This window comes from Arthrobacter sp. UYEF21, from assembly GCF_040546085.1.
GTDB lineage: Bacteria > Actinomycetota > Actinomycetes > Actinomycetales > Micrococcaceae > Arthrobacter.
Window position 1 is genome coordinate 45,566 of the sequence record NZ_JBEPNF010000019.1, and the last position, 22,006, is coordinate 67,571.

Below are 22,006 nucleotides of genomic sequence, written 5' to 3' on the forward strand. Positions count from 1 at the left end.
CATGAACCGCGCATGGAAGCGCTGGGTGCCCGCCGCTACTGTACCGGCCGTGATCGCCGCTGGTGTGCTGGTGGGATCCATCCCGGCGCGGGCAGGTGATCCGTTGCCGGAGAAGTCTCCGGCCGAGGTCCTCACTCTCCTGGGCCAGCACAGCACCAGCACGTTCTCCGGCACCATTGAGCAGGTCTCTGACCTTGGACTGCCGGAACTGCCCGCCGCCGGCCCCACCTCGGGGCCCGCCTCGGCAGGCGGGCCGGCGTCGATCGCGGAGCTCCTGACCGGCGAGCACACCGCGCGGATTTTTGTGGACGGCCCGGCCAAAATGAGAGTCCAGGTCATGGACCGGCTGGCTGAACGCGATGTCATCCGGCGCGACCACGACGTCTGGTTCTACAACTCCAAGGACAACTCGGCTGCCCACCTGACCCTGCCGGCCTTCGCCAGCGACCTGCCCCTGCAGGTTCCTGAGGCTTCCGGCCCGCACAATCCCCGCCCGCTGCTGCCCGCCCCCTCGGATCCCGCCGTCCTGCCGGACCCGGGCGTGCCTGCCAAAGACCTGTCTGCCCCCGACCTGCCCGGCCGCGACATGCAGATGCCGGACATGCCCGCACACACTTTCCCCACCCCTGCGGACCTCGCTACGAAGTTCCTCGCCATGGCTGACAGTTCCACCGCAGTAACCGTCGGGCCCGAGGTCCGGGTGGCCGGGCGGTCGGCCTACAGTCTGGTGCTGGCGCCGCGCACAGAAAGGACCTTGCTGGAGAAAGTGGTTATCGCCGTCGACGGGCAGACCGGCCTGCCGCTTCGGGTGACAGTGGCGGCGCGGGGCCAGGCGCAACCCGCTTTTGAGGCCGGCTTCACAAGCCTGTCCCTTGAAACGCCTGATGATGCCGCCTTCAACTTCGTTGCTCCGCCGGGTGCCACGGTCAAAGAGCTGCCTGTGCCTCCAGTGCCGTCCGCGCCCATGATGCCCGCCCTGCCGGGGGAGCCCGGCATGATCACTCCGGACCACAACCCCGGCGATGGGCCCAAGCAGCAGCACGGTGACCAGCCCAAGCCGACAGTGACGGGCAAGGGCTGGGAAACCGTGGTGGGGTTCCCGGCGTCACCTGACGGGCAGGGGGCTCAGTCGGCCGAAGCGTTGCTGAACGTTCCGCTCCTGTCCCAGGCTGCCGTCGTCGTTCCCGGTGGACGCCTCCTGTCCACTGCGTTGGTCAACATCCTGCTGACCGACGACGGCAGGATCTTTGTGGGGATGGTTCCGGCGGACCGGCTGCAGGCCGCCGCCGGCGCAGCGTGACCGCGGCCGGCAGCGCGGCTGCCGGACTGACCATCGAAACCCAGGGTCTCACCAAGCGGTTCGGCCACCAGTTGGCCGTGGACAACGTGGACCTCGCCGTCCCGCACGGCGCCGTATTTGGCTTTTTGGGGCCCAACGGATCCGGCAAGACCACCACCATCCGGATGCTGCTGGGCCTGGCCGCGGCGTCGGCCGGAACCGTCAGCGTCCTGGGTTTGCCGATGCCGCAGCGGCTGCATGAGGTGCTTCCGCGGGTTGGCGCGTTGGTGGAGGGTCCGGCGTTTTATCCCTTCCTGTCCGGCACCGCCAACCTGCACCGGCTGGACGCCGCCAGCCGGCACGGAACGCCCGGTACCCGGAAGGCGCGGGTGGCTGCGGCGCTGGAGCGGGTGGGGCTCTCGCACGCTGCCGGCAAGCGCGTGCACGCCTACTCGCTTGGCATGAAGCAGCGGCTTGGCATCGCCAACGCGTTGGTCTCCCCACGGGACCTGCTGGTGCTGGATGAGCCCACCAACGGCCTCGATCCGCAGGGTACGCGCGAGGTGCGCAGCCTGGTCCGCTCGCTGGCCGCGGACGGTACCACCGTCTTCGTCTCCAGCCACCTGCTCGCCGAGGTGGAGCAGATCTGCACGCACGCGGCGATTATGAGCGCGGGCCGGCTGGTGGCGCAGGGGCCGCTGGCAGAGCTCCGGCAGGACGGCGGCGTGCGGGTGCGCCTGTTAACGCCCGACGCCGGCACCGCCTGTGAGGTACTGCTTCGGTTGGGCATGACTCCGGGGAGGGGGAACGCCGATGCGGGAAGTCCCGGCGTGGACGGGGAAGTGGTGACGGCAGGCGCCGCTGTGCCGGGTGGTGCGGTCAGCCGGGAAGGTGCGGTGGCTGGGGCTCAACCGGGCAACCCCCCGCCCGCCATGACACCTGCCGCCATGCCACCTGCGGAAGACATCGTGTCGGCGCTCGTGGCGGCAGGGGTGCGGGTCCGAGGCTTTTCCGTGGAGCAGGAAAGCCTCGAGGAACGATTCGTTGCCTTGACGGGGGAGGGGTTCGACGTTGCCCAGTGATGCCTCGCCCAATCGAGCTTCGCCCGCGGATGCTTCGCGGGCCGGAAGCCGTTCACCGGCCGTCGCCATCCCCCGTGACCGCGATATCCCGGCGGCCGCGTCCAGCATGTCGCTCCTGGCGTCCGAACTGAAGACTCTTTTCCGGCGTCGCCGGACCGTGGCAATGCTGGTGGCCCTGGCCGCGATACCGGTGCTGATCGCCGTCGCGGTCCGGCTGTCCTCGGCTGTTCCTCCCGGCCGCGGGCCGGCATTTCTGGACCGGATTACCCAGAACGGGTTGTTCGTGGCCGTCACGGCGATGCTGGTGGCCGTGCCGCTGTTCCTGCCGCTCACCATCGGTGTGGTGGCAGGGGACACCATTGCCGGTGAGGCAAGCCTGGGCACCCTGAAGTATTTGCTGGTGGCACCCGCCGGGCGAGTCCGGCTGCTGTTGGTGAAGTATGCCGGGGCGCTGGCCTTTTGCCTGGCCGCGCCCGTGACGGTGGCCCTTGCCGGAGCAGCGATCGGAGCGTCCCTGTTCCCGATCGGGCCAGTGACGCTCCTGTCCGGCGATGTGGTGCAGCCGGCCGAGGCGGCGTGGCGGCTTGTCCTGATTGCGGCTTATCTGGCGGTGTCCCTTGCCGGGTTGTCGGCAATTGGCTTGTTCCTGTCAACGCTGACCGTGGTGCCGGTCGGGGCGATGGCTGCCACGGTGGTGGTCTCCGTGGCGTCGCAGATCGCGGACCAACTGCCTCAGCTGGAGTGGCTGCACCCTTGGTTGTTTACGCATTACTGGTTCGGGTTCGCGGACGTCCTTCGCCAGCCGGTGCTGTGGGATTCCTTCACCAGCAACGCCCTGCTGCAGGGCGGGTACGTGGCCGTCTTCGGGGCGCTGGCGTATGGCCGGTTTGTCACAAAGGACATCCTGTCCTGAGGAGGTCAGGTCTGAGCTGGGAGCCCTGTTTCGACGCGGGCCGCACTTGAGCTGGAGTGCTGTCCCGCGGCTGGGGTACTTGCTGGGTCGCGGGCCGGGTCAGTAGCGGGCAGCGTAGGGGTGTAGCTGCATCCCGGACATCCTGCTCAACTGGGTGACCCCGATTCCTTCATCCGGGTTCAACGCCTGCACCACCTGGCCATTGCCGAGGTAAATGGCTACGTGATAAAAACCCGGGGCCGAACCCCACACCAGCAGGTCGCCGGGGCGGGCCTGTGAGATGGGCACATGCGTGGGAGCTGCCGCGTACTGCTGGGCTGCGGTGCGGGGCAGGTATTTGCCGGCCGCGGCGAAGGCAGTCTGGACCAGCCCGGAGCAGTCGAAACCGTTGGGACCGGTGCCGCCGTATTGGTAGAAATACGGCGCTCCCACTTTGGACAGTGCCACCGAAATGGCTATCTCATTGGAACCGCCCGGTGCCGGCGCGGGCGGGGGTGTGGGTGTAGGGGCCGGTGCTGGCGCTGGGGCAGGCCCGGGAGCCGGTGCGGGACCAGCCTGCGCGGGCGCGGGAGCCGGAACTGGAGCCGGAACAGGCGCCGGAACCGGAACCGGAGCCGGAGCCGGAGCCGGAACAGGTGCCGGTGCCGGTGCCGGGGCGGCCGCCTGCGGTGCAGGCCCGGCCGGTGCAGCGGGGGCCGAGGCAGCCTGACCGGACGCAGGCCGGTCGGCGGCCGCAGAGATGGCCACAAGCCTGGCCTCTTCGCGTTGCCGGTCGAGTTCATCCACCCGCGCCGATTCCAGCGCAACAGTGGTGTTCCTCAACTGCGCCAGCTGGTCCACCAGAATGGTCCGTTGTGCCTTCGCTTCGGCCACGGCCCGGACCTGTGCTGCGTTGGCCGCTTCGGCCTGTGCCTTGCTGGCTTCGGCTGTCTTGGCTGCGTCGTCGGCGGCCGTGTTGGCGTCCTGCGCCGCGGCCGTCAGCGACCGCGCCGCGGCGGCCGCCGTCTCCGCGGATTCAAAGGCCCGGCTGCGGCTGGCCGAAATGGCCTGCAGTGTTGCGGCCTGCTGCAGTGCTTCCCCGTTACCGCTGACGAACGTGGTCAGAGTCGGGTTCAGGCCGCCGTTCCTGTACAGGTCGCCGGCAAGCTGGCCCACCTGCTTTCGGGTCTTCTCTTGTGCCTGCACTGCCAGTTCTGCGCGGGCGCTGGCCACGTCCGCTGAGCTCCGGCGGTCCTGAAGCTCCACCAGGGCTTCGCTGTAGTTGTTGTTTCCCTGCAGCGTCAGGGCAAAGGTGGCCTGCTGGGCGCTGGCCGCGTCCGCCAGGAGGCGTTCGATTGCGGTGACCTGGTCCGCCGTCGCCCGTTCAGTGGACTTCGCGGCCGCGATGTCCTCCGCGGACGGAATCTCCGGCGAAGCCGGACGCTGAATGGTCGGAGCCAGGAGAATGGGCGATGCCTGCGCAGGGAGGGCGAGGCTTCCGGAAAGGACGACGGCGGTACACAGCACGGCGGCCTTCAGGCCGGATCCGGACAAACCCATTCGCAGAACCTCGCAGGACAGTCAGGCTGGGGAGCGAGGTCTGATGGCGGCACAAAGGGCCCCTCTGCTGATCGCCCAGCAGTCCGAGGCTACGTGACGTCCTGCACTTTGGCAACACTGGTCACATGGATAACATAAACAACAAGAGTCTAATTGCGTCACACCCGGCTCGGTGTGTCGGAACGGGTGCTCCGGAGGACGTCAGCCTCACCGCCCGGGCGTCAGGCGTGCTGGTGCGACTCGTGCTCGGAATGGCTGGCAGGCTCCAGCTGGAAAGTGCAGTGCTCGGTGTCGAAGTGGGAGCCGAGGCAGGCGGTGAGCTTGTCGAGGACCTGGTCAGCGCCCCGGGCGTTCAGGACGCCGTCCTCCACCACCACATGTGCGGAAAACACCGGCACGCCGGAAGTGATGGTCCAGATGTGGATGTCATGGACGTCCACCACCCCGTCCACGCTGAGGATGTGTTGGCGGATCATCTGAACCTCCACACCCTTGGGGGTTGCCTCCAGGAGCACGTCCACCACATCGCGCAGCAGGTTCCAGGCCCGCGGCAGGATCATCAGGGCAATGAGGACCGACGCGATGGTATCCGCGGCCTGGTAGCCGGTGAACATGATGACCACGGCGGCAATGATCACGGCGAAGGAACCCAGCAGGTCGCCGAGCACTTCAAGGTAGGCGCCGCGGACATTCAGGCTGTCCTGGTGTGCCCCGTGCAGGATCAGCAGCGACACCAGGTTGGCCACCGCGCCCAGGATGGCGGCGAAGAGCATGATGTCGGTCTGGACTTCGGGCGTGGAACCGATGCGCCGGATAGCCTCCGTGAAGATGACCACGGAGATGACAATCAGGATCAGCGCGTTGGCCAGCGCGGCCAGGACTTCCGCCCGCTGGTAGCCGTAGGTCCGCTGGTCACTCGCCGGCCGCCCCGCGATCCAGGCGGCCAGCAGCGCGATGGTTACGCCGGCCGCATCGGACAGCATATGGCCGGCGTCCGCCAGCAGGGCCAGGGAGCCGGACAGCGCCGCGCCCACTACCTGGACCAGGACCACCGTCAGCGTGATGGCCAGAACGGCGATGAGGCGCTTGCGGTGCCGGCCTGTTGCCGTGATGCCGTGTGTGTGGCTGTGGTCGTGTCCCATGCCTACAAGGCTAGTCCCAGCCGAGTTCGTGCAGCCGGTGGTCATCGATGCCGAAGTGGTGGGCGACTTCGTGCACCACCGTCACGGCCACCTCCTGGATCACCTCGTCGCGGGACGCACAGATGTCCAGGATGGGCTGGCGGAAGATGGTGATCCGGTCCGGCAGCGAGCCGGCGCCCCACCAGGAATCGCGCTCGGTCAGCGGGACGCCCTCGTAGAGGCCCAGCAGGACGGTGTCCGGGTCTTCGCCTGGCTGCGGGACGTAGTCGTCCTCGATGAACACCGCCACGTTGTCCATGGCGGCCGCAAGTTTCGGCGGGATCAGGCCCAGTGCGTCGGCGACAGCGGCTTCGAAGTCGTCAGCGGACATCTCGAAGGGAAGCGGCTCGTGCGGGCCGTCCGGGATGATGGGCAGTCCGGGCGGCAGATTGGCGGGCATGTCCACGACTGTAGCGCGAAACCAACACCACCGGCCGCGGTCAGGAACGGATGACGGCCCGCGACCTGCGCCGGGTCAGGCCAACGCCCACCAGGCAGACCACGCCGCCCACCAGGCCCCAGACGGAGGGGACTTCGCTGAGGAGTAACCAAGAGATCAGGATGGTGGTGCCGGGGACCAGATATGTGGTCGCCGCCAGCTTCCCGGCGTCGATCAGCGACAACGCGTAAGCCCAGGTGGTGAAGGCGATGGCCGTGGGGAAGACCCCGAGGTACACCAGTCCCAGTGTTGCGGACATCGGGGCTGCCTGCAGTTCGGACACCAGCTGGCCGGTGAAAGGCAGGCAGCAGACCGCGCCCACCACGATGCCGAACCACGTGGCCTGGCCGGCAGGGATCTTCCGCAGCACCGGTTTCTGGATGATCACGCTGACAGCGGCGAGCACGGCGGCAAGGAGGCAAAGCAGCACCCCCGCAACATCCGCCGTCGAACGTTCACCGGCCGCCGGAGTGGAGCCGAGCGCGATCAGCGCCACCCCGCCAAAAGCCACCAGGCTCCCGATAATGAGCCAGCTCGGGAAACCTTCCTTGAGGATGAAGCCCGCCATGACGGCCACGAGGATCGGGTTCACGTTGATCAGCAGGGCCGCGGTGCCTGCGTCCAGAAGGTGTTCCGCGGCATTGAGGGCCACGTTGTACCCGCCAAACCACATCACGCCGTATCCGAGGATGGGCCACCACTCACGGCCGCGCGGCACTACTTTGCTTTTGCGCAGTTGTGGCAGTACCAGGGCGCCGAGCACGACGGCGGCAACCGCCAACCTGCCCAGCGCCAGGGAGCCGGGGGAGAAGCTTGGTCCGATCGCCCGGATGCCAACAAACGCCGACGCCCAGAGCACCACGGTGACCAGTACGGCTGCGATGCCCGGGGCGCTGATGCCACCGGGGCGTGTGGGAAGCGCGGCCGATGGTGCGGAGTTGGTGGGGGAAGATGAAGCCATGCTGCCAATCTAGCCCTGCCCCGGCGCCGGCGGCTGGCGGAAATCGGTCACGTCTCATCAACTACTTCCTGCCATCCTGTGGCCCCGGAATGGCCGGTCGATACCGACGCCTCGGTTAGGATACGTTTTATGGCCTCAGCTTCAACTTCGTCCCGAGGGTCCGCCCCTGACCCAGCTAAACGGATCCGCCTGGTCGTTTGGATCCTGCTCGGAGTCATCGTGGCCGCCGGGGGTGCCTGGTACGCGGTGCTGACATTGAACAAACCCGCGGCAGCGCCCGCCCCGGCGGCACCTACGGAACAGTTGGTGCGGGCGGACAGCCACCGGCTCTCCACACCTGCGGTTGAAAAGGCGCAGCTGGTGGAGTTTCTGGACTTTGAATGCGAAGCCTGCCGCTCCATCCATCCTTTTGTGGAGGAGCTGAGGCAGGAGTTTGGCGACAGGATCACCTTTGTCAACCGCTACTTCCCGCTGTCCTCGCACCCGAACTCCGGCACCGCCGCGCTCGCTGTGGAAGCCGCCGCGCAGCAGGGAAAATTTGACGCCATGTCCGCAAAAATGTTTGAAACCCAGGACCAGTGGCATGGAAAGCCTGAATCTCAGTCTGCGCTGTTCCGGGGCTTCGCCGAAAAACTTGGGCTGGACCTCGCCGCGTTCGACGCGGCGGTTGCGGACGACAAAACGAAGGACCGCATCCGCGCTGATATTTCGGACGGCACCGCCCTTGGCGTGACCAGCACGCCGACGTTTTTCCTGAACGGCGAGAAGCTGACCCTGACCACCAGGCAGGATTTCCGGCAGAAGCTCACAAACGCCGTGAAATAGCCCGCTGCGTCAGGCTTTCCCGGCCCACGCCAGAAGCCGGTCCAGAGGCCAGGTTGTAACGATGCGCTCGGCCGGTACGTTGTTCAGGGCCGCACGGGCCGCGCCGTACTGGAGAAAGTCCAGTTGCCCGGGAGCGTGGGCATCGCTGTCGATGGAGAACAGGCACCCGGCGTCCAGGGCCAGTTGGATCAGGTTGTCCGGCGGGTCCTGCCGCTCCGGCCGCGAGTTGATCTCCACAGCCACGTTGTGTTCCGCGCAGGCGGCAAACACTTCCTTGGCATCAAACTCGGACGGGGGCCGGGTGCCCCTCGATCCTTCCACCAGTCGGCCCGTGCAGTGGCCAAACACGTTGGTGTGCGGATCCCGGATGCCCGCGAGCATTCGCTGTGTCATGGTGGTCCCGTCCGCGCGCAGTTTGGAGTGGACGCTGGCCACCACAATGTCCAGCCGGCCCAGCATCTCCGGCGACTGGTCCAGGTCACCGGATTCCAGGATGTCCACTTCGATGCCGGCCAGGAGCCGGAAACCGTTGGTGTTGCCGGCGTTGAGCTCTGCCACGACGTCGAGTTGTTCGGCGAGGCGTTCCACGCTGAGCCCGTTGGCGATGGTCAGGTTGGGAGAGTGGTCCGTCAAAGCCAGGTATTCGCGGCCCAGGAGGCGCGCGGCATCAGCCATCAGGGGGATGGGGGACCCGCCGTCGGACCAATCGCTGTGGCTGTGGAGGTCGCCGCGGAGGGATCCGTGAAGCCCTGCGCCGCCGTCGGCCAGTGGCTCCTGCCCGCGCTCGCGCAGGTCCGCAAGGTAGTCAGGTACCTCGCCGTCCACCGCCTGGCGGACCACCTGGTAGGTCCTGTCGCCGATTCCCTTCATGCTTTTGAGCCGGCCGTCCCGGGCGCGGGTTTCCAGCTCGGCGGGGTCCAGTCCGGCGATGACCCCGGCTGCCTTCCGGAATGCCTGGACTTTGAATGTGGCAGCGCGTCCGCGCTCCAGCCAAAAGGCGATCTCGTTGAGTGCAGCGACGGCATCCATCTGTCCATCTTCGCCTGTTTCGGCGGCTTTTTTGCGGCCTTGCGGGTCGATTTTGGATTATTCCCGCCCAGGCCCTATAGTTTTAGAGTCCAGTTCGGAGAAACACGAAACGGCAAAGACTGACAGCCTTGGCTCGAAGCCTTTTCTTTTGTTCCGAACGGGTTCTGGCCCCCATCGTCTAGCGGCCTAGGACACCGCCCTTTCACGGCGGCGGCACGGGTTCGAATCCCGTTGGGGGTACGCAAGGAACTGGTCAGGCAGGCTGAAAATGTCTGGTAAGCTTGAAGCCTTGAAAAAAAGCGGTAGCGATACTGCGAAGCAAGAAAAGCAAGGCCCTGTAGCGCAGTTGGTTAGCGCGCCGCCCTGTCACGGCGGAGGTCGCGGGTTCAAGTCCCGTCAGGGTCGCTCTGGTTGTCGGAAGAGATTTCGACGGCCATGGTGACATGTCACCTAGGCTCTGTAGCTCAGTTGGTAGAGCGTTCGACTGAAAATCGAAAGGTCACCGGATCGACGCCGGTCGGAGCCACCAGCTAGAACCCCGCAGTTCCCCTCGTTTGCATGGGAACCGCGGGGTTTCTTTTTTGTCCCGTGAAGCGGATGCTTCACCTGGATCACCCGCAATCAGCCGAGTTCTGGGACGGTCCTTGGTATTCCCTTGGTATGCGAGTGAGTCTTGACGCTGCGATGGGGCCCGAGGTGACTGCACTCGACCGCTGTCTTGCCTTGAGGGTGGTCGGTTATCCCTGCGGATGGTGCCTCGACGCTCAGATCAGTGTTCATAGCCGGCCCACTCCCGACATGGGCGATACCGTGAGCCGTCGTCAAACGGACAGGTTCGGTGGCTACACTCCTGACTATGAACGCCGACGACGAACCGCAGGCCCCTGCGGAGCACCGCTGGCCCGCCGTCATTGGCCTGCTCGTCGCGCTCGCCCTGTACGCGACGCTGCCAACGGCTTTTCTGCCGGGCGTTCGCTACGCGGTTGTCATCGTCGGACTGGGACTCCTGATCCCGCTCATCGCCCTGAATCCCCGCCGCCTCACCCGCGAAACCCGCTGGTCCAGGTACCTTTCTCTAGGCCAGGCGCTGCTGCTGGTCGTAGCGAACGAGGCCGCCCTGGTGCAGCTGGTCATCGCCCTCACAAGCTCGAACAACAGCAACGGCCCCACCCTTCTGCTCGCCGCCCTCCAGGTATGGGTAACGAACGTCATCGCCTTCGCTTTGGTCTACTGGGAACTGGACCGGGGCGGCCCCGTCGCCCGCCGGCACACCCCGCGCCATGAATTACCCAGGGCAGACTTTCGCTTCCCCCAGGATGAGGACCACGACGCCGTGAAGGAAGTTGCCGCCAGGTCTTCGGTCAAGAGCGGCTGGACGGCGTCGTTCATCGACTACGTATACTTTTCGCTCTCCAACTCCATGGCCTTCAGCCCCACGGACACGATGCCGCTTTCCGCGCGGGCAAAATCGCTGATGGGGCTGGAGGCCTTCGGCGGCTTCGTGCTGCTTGCACTCGTCATTGCCCACGCCGTATCACTGCTCGGCCAATAGCATCCCACCGGGATGGAGAGGGTTAAGTATCTGCCGCACGGCGAACCTGGCGGGGGCTGAGAAGGCCTGTACGGAGGAGCCATCTGGTCGCCGTATTACAGCCGAACTTGGGCACCTCCAACACACCATGGACCCGGGCCAGCTTTCGGACAGACATATCTTTAACTCTCGCATCGCGGCGGATACGCTCGAATTGTTCCACTCTCGATCTCTCTTTCAAACCCGTTCCGTTCTCTAAGTCTTGGACGACAAAGCGAACGCTACGGGCGGGTCGAGGGTGGGGCCAATTCAAGCGACTAAAAGCCCTACAGGTGGGGCCAGTTCAGGATGCCATACCCACCCATGGACCGTTCACGCGGCGTGCTGCCGCCGGTAGTGCGCAGCCGGCCCTCATACAGATGGAAAGCCAAGCCTCGACGAAGCACGTCCGAACCCTGAAACTGTGGAGTTCCCGGACGGCCACACTGTCAGCGAGCCGGAAAAGCTTGACCGCATGGCCTGGGATCAGCCGCTGCACTGACTCCGCCCTCTGCAGGCACCGGACTTTTTATTCTCCACCGCCGGACCGTGCGCCTTCAACGGACGCACAGTCGTGTGAGCCAGGATTTGAACGGCTCAGCGCAGCGGCCACATCAGTGGCCTTGGGTATGTCTGCGGCGCCGTTCGGCAGCGCGCAACTGCAGAATCCGGGCACCTCCGGCTGCGGCGACGAGTAGCCCGCCAGCGACGGCTGCGATCAGAAGGGCCACGCCCAATGCGACGGTTCCCTGCAGCCCGAAGTACTTTACCTGCACCGCCTCCTGGTTCTGGAGGATGAGCACGATGAGCAGCACCAATACGATCAATGAGGTTGCCACAGCAACCCACGTCATCCCCGTTCGTGTTGCTCTCGGCGCGGATCCCGAAGTCGCTGTCCCAGCTCTGGTTCCATCGGTCCGGGAAGGCGTGTCTGCGGTTGGGAATGTGGCACCGGTGCCCGGTCTTGTGGCGGCCGGTCTCTTAGGCTCCGCGGGCTCTGGCTGTTGATACTGGCTCATGTAGGACGCTCTCCCTTTAGGACTCCCGTACGGGAAGTCGGGGTGGCGGCCGGTCCGTTCAAAGGACAGGCGCCACAGACATCATAAATACGTTCAACGGAATCTAGTAAGCAGGCTTATTAACATGATAGCTGCTAGGTCTGCGCCATCAGGAAAGCGGAAGGCCGGTTTCATCAGGACCGCGTTGCTGCGAGGTCATAAGGCGCCTATCAATTGTCGGCACGCCGGATCAGCGCGCGAACGGGGAGGGTGATGAGCCTGGTGGTCCCGGCCATAACCAGAAGGACAGCCAGGGCGGTGAGTTGACCGATGAACATCAGAGCAGCCACTGCCAGCGTTCCCACGTAAGTCAGTACGAACGAAATTGTTGCAGCATCACTCATCGGCGGCTGCCTCCGGATTAGTTGAGGGGAGCGGGTCTGGAGGCGGCGAAAAGCCCCGCAGCACGAGTCAGTAATGCGGGGCCTCTCTGGCAACCGCTCCGCCTGATGGGGGACAGGCGAAGAAGCTACAACCAAACTAATAGAAAGCATGCTTACTTTCAAGTTGCCTGACGAAATCGGCCATTTGCCGCAAGGCCCTGACAAGCTGCTCGAAAAGTGGGCTTCGACCGGCTCGTTGCACGCGGCGGGGTCAAGAGGCCCTCGCCCGCTCGTCCATGGACGCCAGTGACATCATCATCGTCATCATCAGCGCCTCGGTCGCCGCAGGCGTGAAGACACTTATCCAGGGTTCCCTCGGCGGACTCTCCTACGGCAAGACACTGGGAAACATCGCCAGCATCTTCATTCTCGGCATCGGCATCATCGCCGCCCTGAACCAGGTCGACATCGCCACCACCGTGACCAACCCGATCCTCATCGCAGTCCTCGCCGCGATTGTCGGCGTCATCATCGTAGGCGTTGGAGGCGGACTCATTTGGGCCGATGTCTCGCCGCTGGGAAGGCTACTTGAGCAAGGCAGAAGCTGAAGCGCCGCGGTTCAAGGCCGAGGCCGGATCCTCCCCGTCCGCCACAGGCCAGCTGACGGCCAAGGCCAAGGAGGCGGGGCTCCAACAGCCACGGCGGAGCGCACGCGACCAAGAACCCCCTCGCCTGATCCCTACCGTTTCACCATTTCACCAATGCTGCATCAGAAACGAGAACACCATGATTACCACTGACAACCTCTCTGCACTGGCCACCGCCGGCGGAAACGTCGTTGGTTCCGACGGGCCACAAAATCGGCTCCATCGGACAGATCTATGTCGATGACCACACCTCAGAACCCACCTGGGTCACCGTCAAGACCGGACTGTTCGGAAGTAACGAATCCTTCGCCCCCATCGGTTCTGCCACCCAGGAAGGAAGCGACCTCGTCGTCCCTTATACCAAGACGCCCCGAACGTCGCACCCGACGGGCACCTGAACCCTGACGAGGAAGAACAGCTGTACACCTACTACGGCCTCTCCGCTGGCACCGACTACACCCGCACCGAACGCGGCACGGAAACTGAACGCGGCACGGAAACCGGGACAGCGGACCGCGCCACGGCCGGGCACGCCTGCGCAAATACGTCGTCACCGAAAACGTGACCACCACCGTCCCGGTGCAACGCGAAGAGGTACGCCTGGAGTGTGAACCCATCACCGGGGGCAACGTCGGGGACGCCATGGACGGCCCGGCCATCAGCGAGGAAGAATACGAAGTCATTCTGCACGCAGCACGCCCCGCCGTGGAAAAGGAAACCGTCCCCGTCGAACGCGTCCGGCTGGTAAAAGACACAGTGACCGAACAGCACAAACGTCACCGAAGAATTACGCAAAGAAGAAATCGAAGTTGACGACGACGGCACCGCCAACGACCGCACCAGCCGCTAGCTCCCCGCCTGCCAGCCAGCAGCCTGTAAGCACCACCTAGCACCACAGCTGAGGTCCGTCTCCAAATGGGAGACGGACCTCAGCTTGCCAAGCGGGCAGCTCAGGGCGACGGCGCGCGGGCGGGGCGCTGTGGCGGCCAGCCGTCCGGCCGCACGGATCGAACACCGCCCGTGACTTCTAGCGTGCAGCGGCGCCAAATTTCAACTTTCGTCTTCACTGCCAATCCACATCTGCAGCCAGATGGAGGCGCATAGGCTGCCGGCGGCGTCAGTTGGCCCGCCGCTTGACTGCCCGCTGCAGCAAAGAACTCGGTTCCCATCGCACCGGGTGAGATGGCGAGGACGCGCAGGCCGGTACCCGCGCCTCCTCCCACAATGATTCGGTGAAGCTCAGGACGAAGGCCTTCGAGGCACCGTAAACACTCAAGCACTGCGACCGCAGGAAGCCAAGCAGGCTGGCAACGTTGATCAGGACCGCCGGCTCCTTGGCTTTGAATGAATCAAAGTAGGCGTGGCTAAGGTCCACGAGCGCCCCGATGTTCAGTGCCACAAGCTCCTGCAGGCGGTCGGATCTTCCTGACCGAAGGGATTTATGGGTACCGAAACCGACATTGTTGACCAGACCGGTGGCGAAAATTCCCCTGCTTTCAAGCTCGGCGCGCCGGGACCTGCCTGCGTCGGGGGCGCCAAGGTCCCGGGTGATGATGGTCACGCTGATGCCGTGGTCGCGGGTCAGTTCGCTGGCCAGCAGCTGAAGCCTGTCCTCCCGCCGCGCTACCAGGACGAGGGTTGCCCCCGGCGCCGTGCAAGCTGGAGGGCGAATTCGGCCCCAAGTCCGGAGCTGGCTCCCGTCACGATGATGGTCTGGGTGCCGCAGTCAATTTTGGTCAGGCAAGCACTATATGTAGAAATATGCACTGAATGCAATTTACTTGTCTAACTGCACAGATGTACCATGAGTGCATGAATTCCGCTCCGTCGTCCATCCGTACGCAAACCCGCGCCGTCATGCGTTCACTCCTGGCCCAAACCGCGATGCAACTCTTCTCGGAAAAAGGTTTCGACGAAACCACCGTGGACGAGGTTGCTGTAGCTGCAGGCGTATCCCGAAGGACCCTGTTCAACTACTTCCGCACGAAGGAAGACCTTGCGTTGAGCGGACTCAACGAGCAAGGAGAGGCCATCGCGGCTCGCTTGGCCGCGCGACCCGCAACGGAAGACGCCTGGGCATCCCTCCGTCAGGCTTTCCTCGTTCTTGACGAAATGGCGGCAACGCCAGAACACCGGTTGGAAATTGTCACCATGCTCTTCGACAATGATTCCCTGCGTGCCGGTCATGCCGAGAAACAGGCCCGTTGGACTGACCTTCTGGCACCGCTGATAGAACCACGCCTGGCAGAGTCCGCATCGCGTGAGTACAACGCGCGGGTCATCGCTTCAGTCGCCATCACCTGCCTCCAAATGGCAAACGAGGAATGGTTGCGGCGTAACGGCAGCACGGCACTGTTCGATCTCTACGACGCGGCCATCGCCGCCGTCCGCTCCTCGAACTAACCTCCCATCCCGCCCCGGCTCCGGCTGGCTTCCCACGCGGCGCGACACTGGACGCGACGGCCGCTCGCGCGAACGCAGGCCGGGGTCCTCTACGCATCCCACCCTGACGAAAGGTGACAACGCATGCCCCCTCAACTTCCCAGCCCCGATCTGAAGAACCTTCTCACCACACTGCGGGCAGAAAGTGCGCTCATGCTCGACTTCGCGAATGACCTCACCACCCAGCAGTGGACCAGTCCCAGCCGCGCTACCGGCTGGACCGTGGCGGACATCGTAGGACACATCGGATCTACCGCCCACAACTTCTATATCCCCGCAGGAATACGAGCCGCCCGCCAACCAAGCTTGGAAAAAGCCAACGAAGGCCCCGTAAGGGTCCGCCGGGGGTGGGACCGGGAACAGGTCATGGACGAATTCGAAAAATCCACCCGATCAGTGGCGAACATGCTCGCCTTCGTCAGGCACACACCGCTTCGCTCACTCCCCACCCGGCTCAATGAACTCGGCACTTATCCACTAGGGCTCCTCATTGGAGGAGCCCTCGCATTCGACCTCCACACCCACCTCCGCCATGACATCGCCCCCGCTCTCGGCGTGAGCGCACCCGAAACCGACGCCGACAGGATGCGCGCAGTCCTGACCTGGATGACTGCCGTGCTCAGTAACCAAACCAAGGCCGCACCCTCCACCGGCATCGAAGCCGGCCTCACCCTTACCCTGACCGGCCCAGGCGGTGGCAGCTGGCGGGTCGACGAGACCGGCCTGGCCAGCTCCGCCCAGCGCCCGACCGCCGCACACATTACCGCCCCCGCCATCACGTTCCCCGACTGGGGTACCCGCCGATCGTCATGGCACGACTCCCCACTCCAGATCGACGGCGACCACGAAATGGCTTCGCGCTACCTCAACGCAGTCAACGTCATATAACGGGCCGGGGGCATGAAAGCCGATAAGAGAGGGCCGGCTTTGCGGGAAGAAGCCCAAAGTCTCACCCACGCAGGAAGCACTTGGCCGCGTCAGTGAGAAGGGTCGAAAGCCGCCATCTTGAACGGTGAAATAACCGCCATATTGTGCTACCAGTTGCACCCTGCCTGTTAACTTGTTGGCGCTAGTTCACAGTTCCACAGGACGAGTCTGGATTCCTCCGACTTGGGCGCGACGCTGACTTGGGAACTGCAGATGCCCGCCGTGCTGCGGGAGGGGTGTGAGCCCGAGGCCCCGCGGGGAATAGGAACCGCCGCCACCATGTTGGCTTCTGGAGTGAAGCGCATCGGATTCCTGTCCTTCGGCCATTGGACCGACCACCCAGAGTCCGGCACGCGTAACGCGTCGGACGCGCTGTTGCAGGCGATAGACCTCGCGGTCGCGGCCGAGGAGCTGGGGGCGGACGGCGCCTACTTCCGCGTCCACCACTTCGCGCAACAGTATGCCGCCCCGTTCCCGCTGCTCGCTGCGATCGGGGCACGGACCAGCCGCATAGAGATCGGTACCGGCGTGATCGACATGCGCTACGAGAATCCGCTCTACATGGCGGAGGACGCCGGCGCGGCCGACCTGATCTCGGGCGGCCGACTGCAGCTGGGCATCAGCAGGGGTTCGCCCGAGCAGGTCAGCGACGGGTGGCGCCACTTCGGCTTCGCCCCCGCCGAGGGCGAGTCGGACGCCGACATGGGCCGCAGACATACCGAGCGTCTGCTCGAAGTGCTCACCGGCGAGGGCTTCGCGGCGCCCAGCCCGCGCCCGATGTTCCCGAACCCTCCGGGCCTGCTACGCGTTGAGCCGCACTCGGAGGGCCTGCGCGAGCGCATCTGGTGGGGTTCCGGCTCGAACGCTACGGCCATCTGGGCGGCGAAGCTCGGCATGAACCTGCAGAGCTCCACGCTGAAGGACGACGAGAGCGGCAAGCCCTTCCACGTCCAGCAGGCGGAGCAAATCGACCTGTACCGGCAAGCCTGGAAGGAGGCCGGGCACGAACGTGAGCCGCGCGTCTCGGTCAGCCGCAGCATCTTCCCACTGACGGACGAGCGCGACTGGCAATACTTCGGCCGCGACCGCCACAGCTCCGACCAGGTGGGCAATATCGACGAGAAAACGCGCGTGGTCTTTGGTCGGTCCTACGCGGGCGCCCCTGAGGAGCTGGCCGCGACGCTGGCCGACGACGAGGCGATCGCCGCGGCAGACACCCTGCTGCTCACGGTCCCGAACCAGCTCGGTGTCGACTACAACGCCCACGTCATCGAATCGATCCTCAAACACGTGGCGCCGCAGCTCGGCTGGCGCTGACCCCTGGTGGCATTCCCCACCGAAAGGCACAACATGAAGATCGAAGTTATCGGAGCAGCCGGCAAGGCAGGGCACGCCGTCGTCACAGAGGCCTTCTCGCGCGGCCACGAAGCCATCGCGATTGTCCGCGACCATGCCAGGGCCACCGAAGTGCTCGGCCCGGACATCCCCGTCCTGCTCCGGGACGCCTTCGACTTGAGCGTCGAGGACCTGACAGGATTCGATGCTGTCGTCAATGCCTTCGGTACGGCACCCGACCACGCGCCCCAGCACGTCGACCTTGCCCGCCACCTGGTGGAAGGCTTCCGCGGCAGGTCCTCCCCCGGCTGGTCTTCATCCTCGGAGCCGGCAGCCTGACCATCAGCGACGATCACCATCTCTTCGTAGAGGACATCCGCAATATGCCCGGCGCGGAGGCCTGGATCTCTATCCCGGAGAACCAGCTCAAGGAACTCGAATACCTGCGTGCCGTGGACGACGTCGACCGGGTCGGGCTCTCCCCGTCAGCAGTTTTCGCGCCCGGCGAGGCCCGCTAGGTAGTCCTGGGCAAGGATGAACTCCTCGTCTCCGAAGATGGCAGCTCGCACACCACCTCGGGCACCATGGCCGTAGCCATCCTGGACGAGATCGAGCAGCCCGCGCACCGCAACCAGCGCTTTACCGTCGGCGACCGCTGATCCACCCGCTCGCCAAGATGCCGGCAGACTGCCCCGGGAGCTGCCGGTGAATGAGCCGCTCGGACGGTTGATGTCCATCGAGCTGAGCGGTGTATGGAATATGCTACTGCTCCCAAACGCGTCGCTACGCTACGGATGGGTAGTAGAGGGGGCTGTGGGGGAAGGGCCGGTGAAAATCCACGGGCAGCCACTGCAGCCTTGTTGCCGGGTGCCTTTCAGGTGTTTTCCGGACTTATGGGCGTCAACTCGCCGCCGAAGGCGGAGCCGGCTTGTCTGGAAAAACGGGCAGCGAGGGATGGCCACTCTTTCAAGACTGCAGTTGATTCGTTGAGACAATGACATAACCTCGGATAGCGCCTCCGGTGAACCTCTGGTGGTGCAATCAAGTCGCCTTGTCAGCATGGGAATCGCTGGGCGGGCTCGGCTGTCTGGTGCCCCCGGCCTGACATGCGCGGGGATTCCAGCACGTTCCCACGGCCAGGGGATAGGGTTGGGAACAACAGAAGGGGAAGTGTCTGATGGAATACCAGAACCCACAACCCGAGGCGGGGGTCGAGCGCCAGCTTGGTACGAGCCAGCTTGCTGCCAGCCACATGCGCGTGCCCGGGCACGGCCGCACCGTAATCGCTGAAACTGCCGTGGCAAAGGTCGCCGGGATTGCTGCCCGCGCGGTGCCCGGCGTCTATTCCCTGGGCTCCGTTCCGTCCCGCGCGCTGGGGGCCATCCGGGATGCGGTGGGCAGCTCGGACCATGCTGCCGGTGTCCGTGCCGAGGTGGGCGAAACCCAGGTGGCCGTGGACATCAGCCTCGTGGCCTCCTATGGCACACCACTACATTCCCTCGCTGACCAGGTCAGGTCATCCGTTTACCGCGCCGTCGAGGAACTCGTGGGCCTGCAGGTCATCGAAGTGAATGTCGAAATAACCGATGTCTTCGTGGCGCCGCCCCCGAAATCGGCTCCTCCCGCGGGCACCGAGAGAGAGGCGCTGCTGTGAACCTGACTGTTGTGGGCATTGCCGTGGGTGCGTTCGTGGCCTTCATGTCCTTCCAATTCGGGCTGTGGGGCTTCCTGATTTCGCTCCTCTTTATGGCCATCGGTGCCCTGCTGGGCCGCGCTGCAGAAGGGAAACTGGACTTGCGCGGCGTCCTGGACGCCATCATCGGCCGGCGCTCCTCATCGTGACCGCAGCCGCACCCCTCCTTCCGGCACAAGTGCAGAACGGTCACAACCGCATCAGCACCAAGGCCCTGACCAGCCTTGCCAAGGCAGCGGCCGCCGACGCCCTCGGAGTGGAGGCCCATGATGTCCGCGCGGACTGGTCGGACGACGACGGCCTGCTCGCTTTGGCCCTCGTCTCACCGATCAGGATTCCGCCACTGGCAGTCGTGCTCAGGGACCCCGGCAGGGTCGCTGCCTTCGGCGGATCCATCTGGGACAGGACAGTGGAGGCCAAACGCAGGATCCTGTCCACCGTCACAGCCCTGAGCGGCGCGCGCCTGAGCAGAGTGGACATCCGGATCAGCGGAGTCAAGCCAAGCGAGGGAGGCAGAGTCCAATGAACCACAAGTTAGTTGATGAGGACCACGCAGGCCCGACGGAAACAGGCCCGGCGCCCACCGGGCGTCAGCCGGACATGCGCCGGGTGGTGTACCGGGAGACGCATTCATCGCGTGCCGCTGTGGCGGTTGTGGCGGCCGTCCTGGTGATGTTACTTGCTGGTTATGGGCTTCTCGAATCGGCCGTGCACGCCATCGGGCAACCGGCTTGGCTGATCGAACCCCAGCTGGCGGCGGAGCGAATCGTTGCCCTTCCGGCTGGCCTGCCGCCCCTGTTGCTGGGTGCCGGTGGTGCTGTGATTGCGATGGTTGGCCTGGTCTTCGTGCTTAACGCCGTGCTGCCCGGCCGGCGCGCACGGCACGTGCTCAACGGTGGCGGTTCTTCGACGGTTGTGGTGGTGGATGACGAGGTCATCGCGTCGGCCCTGGCTCGCAGTGCCCGGCTTGCCGCCAACGTCACTCCGGAACAGGTCATGGTGGTGGTGTCCCAGCGCCAAGTCATCGTTAATGTCCGTCCTACCTCGGGTGTTCCTTTGACCGAAAACGCGGTGCTGGCCGCCGTCCAGGACGAGCTCCATGAGATGTCGCTGGACCCGTTGCCGGAAGTCCGCGTGAACATATCCGCTGCCGGGGTGATTGGCGCGTGACCAGCACACCGTCGCTCCTAAACCGGATCCTGATCGGGCTCCTTGGATTCAAGCTGCTCGCTGGGGGCATCCTTCTGGTTCTCTTGGCCACGGTTCCCGCTGTCGCAACCTGGTGGCACGGGTGGTCGGGGGCCGCCTGGGCTGGTATGAACCAGGCCTTTAACGGCACCCGCTTTCCCGGCCGCCCCGAAAGCTGGTTGTGGATTGTGGCGGCGCTTGCACTGGTGGTGCTCATCGGGCTCATGGTCGCCTGGATCGCCCAGCAGGGCAAAGGCCGGAGCAACCTCTTGGTGGCCGAATTCGATCCGGGTACCGTGCCCGGAGACGTGCGGATCAGCGGCGGCGTCGCCGAGCAGGCCTTGAAGCATGCGTTGGCCGAACGGCCGGATCTGGCCGGGGCCACGGTGGCAACTTATGACGTTCAGGGCAGCCCCGCCCTAAAAATCAGGCTCCAGCCTCGCCAAGGCGTGGCGCCGCACCTTCTGGCGGCAGAAGTCGCGGCCCTGGTGACGGGCCTCGACGCGGTGGTGGGGAAACGGACGCCTGTCCTGATCCACATCGGCGCCGGGGCCCGGACACGGTTCAGCCGCGCCGAACGCGTGCGCTAGCGTGCAGGCCCGCACTTCCGTCTCGCCCAAAGGACGCCGCGACCCCTAGAGATCGGGCGTCCTTTGGTTTCGGCGAAGTTGAACACGCCGGCTGACGACACTGCCGCGGAGGTTGGGAGTCAGGTAGGCCGCACTGTTCGGCGGTATCTCGACCACAGCCTCGCTGGGCCCTGGCCCGCTCGTGAGAGCCACCGTAAATTCGGCGGGGACCGACACCGCCGAAGAACCCATATTGCTGAGGACCAAGACGCTGCCGTTGTTGAAAGCCAGTACACCGTTGGCCGGTTGATGAAGGTCGGCCCGTTGGAACGTTCCGGACCCTAGGTGCGTGGGTCAGAAATGACAGGCCCTAATTCTTAAAACGCCGGCGGATTGACCGGGTCCGGATGGGGGTGGCTGGGAGAATCGGGGGTATGGATACCGGTTCTTCCGCGCAGGATGGTTTGTTCGACGAGTCTCTGGTGGAGCGGGTCGAGCAGCCCTCCGATGTGCCCATGGATGCCAACGCCGGGGCCAGGAAACGCTTCAAGGCGTTCGAGCCCGATGCGGTGATGCTGGTCCCGCCGTCGCTGGAGGAATGGTTGCCCCAGGGCCATCTGGCACGGTTCATTGGTGAGCTTGTTGACGGGGAACTGGATCTGACCCGGTTCCATGCCTCCTACGCCAAGGCCAAGGGCCAGCCCCCGTATGACCCGCGGCTGATGCTGCGGATCCTGCTCTACGGGTACTGCGTGGGGGTGCGGTCCTCGCGGGAACTGGAAAAAGCCTGCACGGACGTCGTCGCGTTCCGCTGGCTGGCCGCCCAGCAGGCCCCGGACTTCCGCTCGATCGCCCGGTTCCGCGAACGCCACCTCGCGGCCCTGGCCAACGTGTTCCTCCAGGCACTGGAACTCTGCCGGGCCGCGGGCATGGTCTCGTTGGGCCATGTGGCACTGGACGGGACGAAGGTCCGGGCCAACGCCTCCCGGCACAAGGCCATGAGCTA

General features: G+C 65.1%; 25 protein-coding genes, 3 tRNA genes and 1 pseudogene. 21 read left to right on the forward strand and 8 right to left on the reverse strand.

Annotation, left to right across the window (positions count from 1 at the left end):
* Position 1: 1 nt before the first annotated feature.
* From ABIB27_RS16870 to ABIB27_RS16880, 3 genes are all read left to right on the forward strand, one after another.
* Entirely contained in the window at positions 2-1,300 is a 1,299-nt protein-coding gene (locus tag ABIB27_RS16870; RefSeq protein ID WP_354216736.1) for a hypothetical protein, read from the forward strand.
* On the forward strand, positions 1,297-2,361 hold the full coding sequence (locus ABIB27_RS16875; protein ID WP_354254342.1) for an ABC transporter ATP-binding protein: 1,065 nt from the start codon (positions 1,297-1,299) through the stop codon (positions 2,359-2,361). The genes ABIB27_RS16870 and ABIB27_RS16875 overlap by 4 nt, the downstream gene beginning before the upstream one ends.
* Before the next feature lie 106 nt (positions 2,362-2,467).
* Positions 2,468-3,274 carry an ABC transporter permease gene (locus ABIB27_RS16880; RefSeq protein ID WP_354216804.1) on the forward strand — a complete coding sequence of 269 codons (807 nt, stop codon included), beginning with the start codon at positions 2,468-2,470 and terminating at the stop codon, positions 3,272-3,274.
* A 99-nt stretch (positions 3,275-3,373) separates the two neighbouring features.
* On the opposite strand, the gene ABIB27_RS16885 is transcribed toward ABIB27_RS16880, so the two are convergent.
* The 4 genes from ABIB27_RS16885 to ABIB27_RS16900 all read right to left on the reverse strand — a co-directional run bounded on the left by ABIB27_RS16885 (position 3,374) and on the right by ABIB27_RS16900 (position 7,394).
* The gene (locus ABIB27_RS16885; protein ID WP_354254344.1) at positions 3,374-4,813 is read right to left on the reverse strand and encodes a C40 family peptidase; all 1,440 of its coding nucleotides are present in this window, start codon (positions 4,811-4,813) and stop codon (positions 3,374-3,376) included.
* 221 nt (positions 4,814-5,034) lie between these two features.
* Entirely contained in the window at positions 5,035-5,955 is a 921-nt protein-coding gene (locus ABIB27_RS16890; RefSeq protein ID WP_354216739.1) for a cation diffusion facilitator family transporter, read from the reverse strand.
* A 10-nt stretch (positions 5,956-5,965) separates the two neighbouring features.
* Positions 5,966-6,394 (reverse strand): metallopeptidase family protein, encoded by a 429-nt coding sequence (locus ABIB27_RS16895; RefSeq protein ID WP_354216740.1) that lies wholly within the window; start codon positions 6,392-6,394, stop codon positions 5,966-5,968.
* Between the two features lie 40 nt (positions 6,395-6,434).
* Positions 6,435-7,394: a DMT family transporter gene (locus ABIB27_RS16900; RefSeq protein WP_354254346.1), complete on the reverse strand. Its 960-nt coding sequence runs from the start codon at positions 7,392-7,394 to the stop codon at positions 6,435-6,437.
* Between the two features lie 129 nt (positions 7,395-7,523).
* Here ABIB27_RS16900 and ABIB27_RS16905 point away from each other — a divergent pair, with 129 nt between their 5' ends.
* Positions 7,524-8,219, forward strand: coding sequence for a DsbA family protein (locus ABIB27_RS16905; protein ID WP_354216742.1), 696 nt, complete (start codon positions 7,524-7,526; stop codon positions 8,217-8,219).
* 9 nt (positions 8,220-8,228) lie between these two features.
* On the opposite strand, the gene ABIB27_RS16910 is transcribed toward ABIB27_RS16905, so the two are convergent.
* Complete coding sequence (locus ABIB27_RS16910; protein WP_354254348.1) at positions 8,229-9,248, reverse strand: PHP domain-containing protein; 1,020 nt, start codon at positions 9,246-9,248, stop codon at positions 8,229-8,231.
* Between the two features lie 167 nt (positions 9,249-9,415).
* Between ABIB27_RS16910 and ABIB27_RS16915 the strand changes: the two genes are divergently transcribed.
* From ABIB27_RS16915 to ABIB27_RS16930, 4 genes are all read left to right on the forward strand, one after another.
* Positions 9,416-9,488, forward strand: a tRNA-Glu gene (locus tag ABIB27_RS16915).
* Positions 9,489-9,579: 91 nt separating this feature from the next.
* Positions 9,580-9,653, forward strand: a tRNA-Asp gene (locus ABIB27_RS16920).
* 48 nt (positions 9,654-9,701) lie between these two features.
* Positions 9,702-9,777 (forward strand) — tRNA-Phe (locus ABIB27_RS16925).
* Between the two features lie 309 nt (positions 9,778-10,086).
* Positions 10,087-10,800, forward strand: a complete 714-nt coding sequence (locus tag ABIB27_RS16930; protein ID WP_354216744.1) for a hypothetical protein — start codon at positions 10,087-10,089, stop codon at positions 10,798-10,800.
* 632 nt (positions 10,801-11,432) lie between these two features.
* Here ABIB27_RS16930 and ABIB27_RS16935 read toward each other — a convergent pair.
* Entirely contained in the window at positions 11,433-11,672 is a 240-nt protein-coding gene (locus ABIB27_RS16935) for a LapA family protein (protein WP_354216745.1), read from the reverse strand.
* Positions 11,673-12,046: 374 nt separating this feature from the next.
* Positions 12,047-12,220: a hypothetical protein gene (locus tag ABIB27_RS16940; protein WP_354216746.1), complete on the reverse strand. Its 174-nt coding sequence runs from the start codon at positions 12,218-12,220 to the stop codon at positions 12,047-12,049.
* 275 nt (positions 12,221-12,495) lie between these two features.
* On the opposite strand from ABIB27_RS16940, the gene ABIB27_RS16945 reads away from it, so the two are divergent.
* The gene (locus ABIB27_RS16945; protein ID WP_354254350.1) at positions 12,496-12,807 is read left to right on the forward strand and encodes a hypothetical protein; all 312 of its coding nucleotides are present in this window, start codon (positions 12,496-12,498) and stop codon (positions 12,805-12,807) included.
* Between the two features lie 178 nt (positions 12,808-12,985).
* Positions 12,986-13,696: pseudogene (locus ABIB27_RS19505) on the forward strand (YsnF/AvaK domain-containing protein).
* A gap of 267 nt (positions 13,697-13,963) precedes the next feature.
* Here the strand turns inward: ABIB27_RS19505 and ABIB27_RS16960 are convergent.
* On the reverse strand, positions 13,964-14,572 hold the full coding sequence (locus ABIB27_RS16960; RefSeq protein ID WP_354254368.1) for an SDR family NAD(P)-dependent oxidoreductase: 609 nt from the start codon (positions 14,570-14,572) through the stop codon (positions 13,964-13,966).
* 86 nt (positions 14,573-14,658) lie between these two features.
* Here ABIB27_RS16960 and ABIB27_RS16965 point away from each other — a divergent pair, with 86 nt between their 5' ends.
* From ABIB27_RS16965 to ABIB27_RS17015, 11 genes are all read left to right on the forward strand, one after another.
* Positions 14,659-15,249 (forward strand): TetR family transcriptional regulator, encoded by a 591-nt coding sequence (locus tag ABIB27_RS16965; RefSeq protein WP_354254354.1) that lies wholly within the window; start codon positions 14,659-14,661, stop codon positions 15,247-15,249.
* A 123-nt stretch (positions 15,250-15,372) separates the two neighbouring features.
* A complete protein-coding gene (locus tag ABIB27_RS16970) occupies positions 15,373-16,176 on the forward strand; it encodes a maleylpyruvate isomerase N-terminal domain-containing protein (RefSeq protein WP_354254356.1) in 804 nt (267 codons plus the stop codon).
* Positions 16,177-16,509: 333 nt separating this feature from the next.
* Positions 16,510-17,532: an LLM class flavin-dependent oxidoreductase gene (locus tag ABIB27_RS16975; RefSeq protein ID WP_354254358.1), complete on the forward strand. Its 1,023-nt coding sequence runs from the start codon at positions 16,510-16,512 to the stop codon at positions 17,530-17,532.
* 33 nt (positions 17,533-17,565) lie between these two features.
* Positions 17,566-17,889 (forward strand): NAD(P)H-binding protein, encoded by a 324-nt coding sequence (locus ABIB27_RS16980; protein ID WP_354254359.1) that lies wholly within the window; start codon positions 17,566-17,568, stop codon positions 17,887-17,889.
* Positions 17,890-17,933: 44 nt separating this feature from the next.
* Positions 17,934-18,068: a hypothetical protein gene (locus ABIB27_RS16985; RefSeq protein ID WP_354216753.1), complete on the forward strand. Its 135-nt coding sequence runs from the start codon at positions 17,934-17,936 to the stop codon at positions 18,066-18,068.
* A gap of 659 nt (positions 18,069-18,727) precedes the next feature.
* Positions 18,728-19,204: an Asp23/Gls24 family envelope stress response protein gene (locus ABIB27_RS16990; RefSeq protein ID WP_354216754.1), complete on the forward strand. Its 477-nt coding sequence runs from the start codon at positions 18,728-18,730 to the stop codon at positions 19,202-19,204.
* On the forward strand, positions 19,201-19,392 hold the full coding sequence (locus ABIB27_RS16995) for a hypothetical protein (protein WP_190989538.1): 192 nt from the start codon (positions 19,201-19,203) through the stop codon (positions 19,390-19,392). Before ABIB27_RS16990 ends, ABIB27_RS16995 begins: the two co-directional genes overlap by 4 nt.
* Complete coding sequence (locus tag ABIB27_RS17000; RefSeq protein ID WP_354216755.1) at positions 19,389-19,769, forward strand: hypothetical protein; 381 nt, start codon at positions 19,389-19,391, stop codon at positions 19,767-19,769. Before ABIB27_RS16995 ends, ABIB27_RS17000 begins: the two co-directional genes overlap by 4 nt.
* Positions 19,766-20,413, forward strand: coding sequence for a hypothetical protein (locus tag ABIB27_RS17005; protein WP_502909257.1), 648 nt, complete (start codon positions 19,766-19,768; stop codon positions 20,411-20,413). The genes ABIB27_RS17000 and ABIB27_RS17005 overlap by 4 nt, the downstream gene beginning before the upstream one ends.
* Positions 20,410-21,021: a hypothetical protein gene (locus tag ABIB27_RS17010; protein ID WP_354254361.1), complete on the forward strand. Its 612-nt coding sequence runs from the start codon at positions 20,410-20,412 to the stop codon at positions 21,019-21,021. The genes ABIB27_RS17005 and ABIB27_RS17010 overlap by 4 nt, the downstream gene beginning before the upstream one ends.
* A gap of 494 nt (positions 21,022-21,515) precedes the next feature.
* Positions 21,516-22,006 (forward strand): transposase (locus tag ABIB27_RS17015; protein WP_502909259.1); only part of this gene is annotated, 491 nt, incomplete at its 3' end.